The 4,052-nt window shown below is 66.4% G+C and carries 5 protein-coding genes; 1 reads left to right on the top strand and 4 read right to left on the bottom strand.

What is annotated here, in order from left to right:
• Positions 1–873, top strand: an 873-nt coding sequence (locus VMJ70_00025) for an alpha/beta hydrolase (GenBank protein ID HTO89490.1), incomplete at its 5' end; no start/stop codon positions are given.
• Between the two features lie 5 nt (positions 874–878).
• Here VMJ70_00025 and VMJ70_00020 read toward each other — a convergent pair.
• The 4 genes from VMJ70_00020 to VMJ70_00005 all read right to left on the bottom strand — a co-directional run bounded on the left by VMJ70_00020 (position 879) and on the right by VMJ70_00005 (position 3,643).
• Positions 879–1,355, bottom strand: coding sequence for a DinB family protein (locus VMJ70_00020; protein ID HTO89489.1), 477 nt, complete (start codon positions 1,353–1,355; stop codon positions 879–881).
• Positions 1,356–1,389: 34 nt separating this feature from the next.
• Positions 1,390–2,127, bottom strand: coding sequence for an SDR family oxidoreductase (locus VMJ70_00015; protein HTO89488.1), 738 nt, complete (start codon positions 2,125–2,127; stop codon positions 1,390–1,392).
• A gap of 83 nt (positions 2,128–2,210) precedes the next feature.
• Positions 2,211–3,095, bottom strand: coding sequence for an alpha/beta fold hydrolase (locus VMJ70_00010; protein HTO89487.1), 885 nt, complete (start codon positions 3,093–3,095; stop codon positions 2,211–2,213).
• Positions 3,092–3,643 (bottom strand): VOC family protein, encoded by a 552-nt coding sequence (locus VMJ70_00005; GenBank protein HTO89486.1) that lies wholly within the window; start codon positions 3,641–3,643, stop codon positions 3,092–3,094. Before VMJ70_00005 ends, VMJ70_00010 begins: the two co-directional genes overlap by 4 nt.
• Between the last annotated feature and the right edge of the window lie 409 nt (positions 3,644–4,052).

Here is a 4,052-nt window from a genome sequence, read left to right as displayed (position 1 = left end):
GCGAGCGTCGAGAACCCGGCGCTGATTCACCTGCACGGCGGGCCGGGCCTCTCCGAATCGGCTTTCTTTCGCCACTTCAATTCGCCCCTCGAGCGCGGCTTCACGGTGATCTCGTGGGACCAGCGCGGCGCGAACCGGTCGTACGATCGGAATCTTCCCGGAGCCTCGATGACGGTCGAACGATTCGTCTCGGACCTCGATGAGCTGGTGAGCGCGGTGTGCGCTCGACTGAGACAAAGCCGGGTGGTCATCTTCGGCCATTCGTGGGGCTCCGCCCTCGGCGTCCTCTATGCCGCTCGCCATCCCGAGAGAGTCGCGGCCTACGTCGGCTCCGGTCAGATCGGCGACTGGGCGAAAGCCGAGCGACTGACCTACGAGTTCGCGCTGGCCGAGGCGGTGCGGCAGGGGAAGCCGGGTGCGGTTCGGGCGCTTCGGGCGATCGGGCCTCCCCCTCACTCCGGCGAGCTCGCGATGAAGCATCGCCTCCTGCTGATGCAGCTCGACGGCCAGATGAAGCCGCGCTATCTGTGGAAGGTGGCGCGCGTTCTGTTCTCCAACGGCGAGTCGTCGTTCCTCGATCTCCCGCGCTTCTGGCGCGGCATGGAGTTCTCGATGGACGTGATGTGGCCCGAGGTGACGAGGCTGAATCTGGTGATCCAGGTGCCCGAGCTCCGCGTGCCGGTGTTCTTCTTCCTCGGCCGGCACGACCACATCGTGTTCCCGGAGACCAGCGTCGAGTACTTCGAGGCGCTGCGCGCGCCGTCGAAGGAGCTCATCTGGTTCGAGAACTCAGGCCACGAGCCGTTCATGGACGAGCCCGAGAAATTCAACACCGCGATGTTGGAGCGGGTACGCCCGCTGGCGGCTCGCTGAGTCGCTTACGCTTTCGCGGTCGCCTGGTTCTCGAGGATGCGCTCGAGCTGGATGCGGTGCCGCATCGGATGCACGACCGCGTGCTCGAGCAGCATTTCCACGCTCATCAGATCGCCCCAGCGCGTCTTGTGCACCTGCTTGTCCAGCTCGTCATCCGTGACCTGCGCAAGATGTCTCGGGTAGGCCTTCAATACCATCTCGGCGAACTCCGGTAGTCGCGCGGCGATCGCGCTCGCGTCCTTGCTGTCGTCCACGTCGGTGACCGGGCGCTGAACCCACTCGCCGATCCGCGTCAGGTAGCCGCGCGCCGCCATCATGACGTGCGCCGACAGCTGCTCGCGACTCGCGTAGCTCTCGTCGCCGTGGGCCTCGGGCATCGGGGCACTGGCGGCGATGAAGCGCCTCCAGACCTCGAGAAACCTGCGCATCTCCTGCTCGTGGAGCTCGACCAGGCTGCGAACGGCACGGCTGCGGAATTCCATGGCTAATCCCTCGGTTGATGGGGTGCGGCCGGATTCATCGAGCCAGATAACCGCCGTCGATCGGATAGTAGCTGCCGGTGATGAACGACGCCTGATCCGAGCACAGGAAAAGTACCAGCGTCGCCACTTCCTCGGGCAGCCCCAGCCGACCGATCGGATGGAGGGGCAGCACCGCATCCTCCATGCCCGCGATCAGGGGGGTGCGGATGAAACCCGGTCCGATCGCGTTGATTCGAATGCCCCGCGAAGAGTACTCGAGCGCGGCGGTCCGGGTGAGGCCGAGCATGCCGTGCTTCGAGGCGACGTAGCCGGCCGCGCCCTCGAGTCCGACCGCGGAGAGGATCGAGCCCATGTTCACGATCGCGCCGCGACCGCCCTTGAGCATCGCGGGGATCTCGTACTTCATGCAGTAGAACGCGCTCGACAGATTGGTCTCGATCACGTGGTGCCAGCCTTCCACCGTGAGGTCGGCGGTGCGCGCCTGCTCGCCGCCGATGCCGGCGTTGTTGCAGGCGCAGTCCAACCGACCGAACTTCTCGATCGCGAGCGCCACCATGGCCTGGCAATCCTCGGCGCGGCTCACGTCCGTGCGGAAGCCGAGAGCCTCGCCGCCGGCGGCCTCGATCGACCGGGCGGTTTCCTGTGCGCTCGCCTGGTTCACGTCGGATGCGAGCACCTTGGCACCAGCGCGAGCGAACGCCAGCGCGGTCGCGCGCCCGATTCCCGAGCCCGCGCCGGTGACGATCGCCACTTTGCCGTCGTATTCACCCATGATTGACGATCGCTCCCTGCGGCCGAGGCCCGATGAATCGCCGTCCCCATTCGAGCGCCTGAAGTCGGCGACGCCGCCTCAATCTACCGCACCCGAGCCTGGAGCAGCAGCTCGGCGATCGCCTCGTGCACGCGTCCGGGTTGTTCGAGGTATGCGAAGTGCCCGCAGTCTTCCAAGATCTCGAGCCGGGCGCCGGGGACCGCCCGAGCAAGATTCTCGGCACACGAGACGGGGACCAGATCCTGCGCCCCATGAATGACGAGAGTCGGCGCTTCGAGTCGCCCAAGCGCCGGGGAGAGATCGTAGGCGCTCGAGTTCCAGGTCTGCCGGTAGAGCCGGTCCTCGATCGCTCGCGCCTTGAGGATGCCCTCGCGGTTGAAGCCAATGCGCAGTCGCGAGACGATGCGTTCGACGTCTTCGGGGCGCCGCAGCGCGGTGCGAAAGTGCAGCCGGTAGTACTCGGCCTCCGCCGCGATGTCGCCGGCCCTGAAGAGCGGGGTGGCGGCGATGGCTTTCATCCCCTCGAGGTCGGTGCCCGGGTTGCGTTGCCGATCCATGCGCAGCCTCTCGCGCTCTTCGAAGGAGAACGGCGCTGAATTCATCATCACTAGATGCGAGACGCGCTGCGGGTGTCGCACCGCGTATTCGGCCGCGAGCAATCCACCCCAGGAGTGTCCGAGCAGCGCCACGCGACCGAATCCCAGCGACTCACGAATGGTTTCGAGATCGTCGATCTCGGATTCGATCGTGACCGAATCGGGCTCGACGCCGTCGGCCGAGCGACCTCGGCCGCGCTGGTCGTAGTAGATGAGCCGGGCCACATCCGACAGCCGGTCGAGCTCGGGAAGCAGGTAACGGTGGTCGAAGTCGGGTCCGCCGTGGAGCACCACCACCGGCGGGCCGGTACCGATTTCACGAACGAACAGGCGGGCGCCGCGAGCCGGGATCAGGCGTTCAGCCGCGATCACGCTCGTGCGCCGCCGCGCCCGTCCATCAGCTCCTCGAGGGCATCCGCCAGATGCTGCTCGGTGATGTGGTGTGCACCGGCCTTTCGCCGGAGAGCGTCGGCGCGCACCAGCACCTCCGTTTCGCGCACGCCATCGGGCGCATGGAACTTGTAGCACGCGAGCTCGAGCCGCAGCCCGTTCGGATCGCTGAAGTAAATGGAATCCATGAAGCCACGATCGAACGCCTTGAACGGAATGCCTCGTTCCTCCAACCGCTTTGCCACCTGGGTCTGCGTGGCGCGCGAGACGTTGAACGCGATGTGCTCGAGATGCCCGATGTCGCGCGGGTGAGGGGTGGGGTCGTCCTTCCGCGTCTCGTTGGTGAACACCGTGATCAGGCGGCCGTCGCCCGGATCGAAGTAGAGGTGGGTCTCGTCGGGCTTCCCGAGGTTCGGCTGCTCGAACAGGAAGCGCATGCCGAGCAGTCCCTGCCAGAAGTCGATGGCGCTCTGGCGAGTGGAGCCGACCAGCGTGATGTGATGAACTCCCTGCACCTGGATACGTGACATGATTCTGAGCTCTCCCCGGCCGGCCGAGGTCACCGATCCCGTTCTGAAACCGATTCGTCTCCCGCCGCGTACCGGCACTCGGATGAGGGCGTGATCATAGCGGAACTCGCCAGCTTCGCCGGCGGGGCTGATCCTGGGGCTGGTCTACTTCACCGATCTCGCTCGGCGATTCGACTCCCCCGCCGGCCGGGACGGCCGCACCGGCGGTGGCGACCCTGGTGCGGTGAGAGGAACCAGCCGAGGCCCTACTCGGGCGCAACCCGTCCGGTCGCTTCGAGCATTCGCATGGTGACAGCGCCGAACAGGAAGCCGCCAACGTGCGCGAGGTAGGCCACGCCTCCCGCAGGCAATTGGGCCACCGCGCCGACGTTGACGAGCTGGGTCAGGAACCAGACGCCGATGAAGAGTG

It is taken from the genome of Candidatus Sulfotelmatobacter sp., assembly GCA_035498555.1.
GTDB lineage: Bacteria > Eisenbacteria > RBG-16-71-46 > RBG-16-71-46 > RBG-16-71-46 > DATKAB01.
The sequence above is the reverse complement of the archived record's forward strand: the minus strand, read 5'-3'. Positions and strand labels throughout refer to the sequence as shown.